This is a genomic window from Desulfocurvus sp. DL1XJH-121 (assembly GCF_054819825.1).
In genome coordinates this window covers 1-254 of record NZ_JBTVWW010000145.1, presented here as the reverse complement: position 1 = coordinate 254, position 254 = coordinate 1, and the positions used below count along the sequence as shown (strand labels likewise).

1 pseudogene is annotated in these 254 nt (G+C 55.9%); it reads right to left on the bottom strand.

The features are described 5' to 3' along the window. Window positions 1-62 precede the first annotated feature (62 nt). Window positions 63-254: pseudogene (locus tag ACYYG1_RS17665) on the bottom strand (OprD family outer membrane porin); the annotation flags it as partial.

Here is a 254-nt window from a genome sequence, read left to right as displayed (position 1 = left end):
AGCATGATTTTTTTCATCGTTGAATTCCCTTAACTGCCCCGGCGGCGAGGCCGGGGAACGCATCAGAAGATGGTGAATGGCGCGATGACCATGAACTTGACGTCTTTCTCGTCCTGGAAGATGTTGCCGTAACCGCCGCCCCAGCTCGGAATGTTGGTGTGATTGTCATACTGGGTGTAATGCAGCTTGAGCAGCGTGCCCTTGGCTCGCCCTTCCTGGATGGTGTACATCGCGTCCAGACTCCAGGCGCTCTC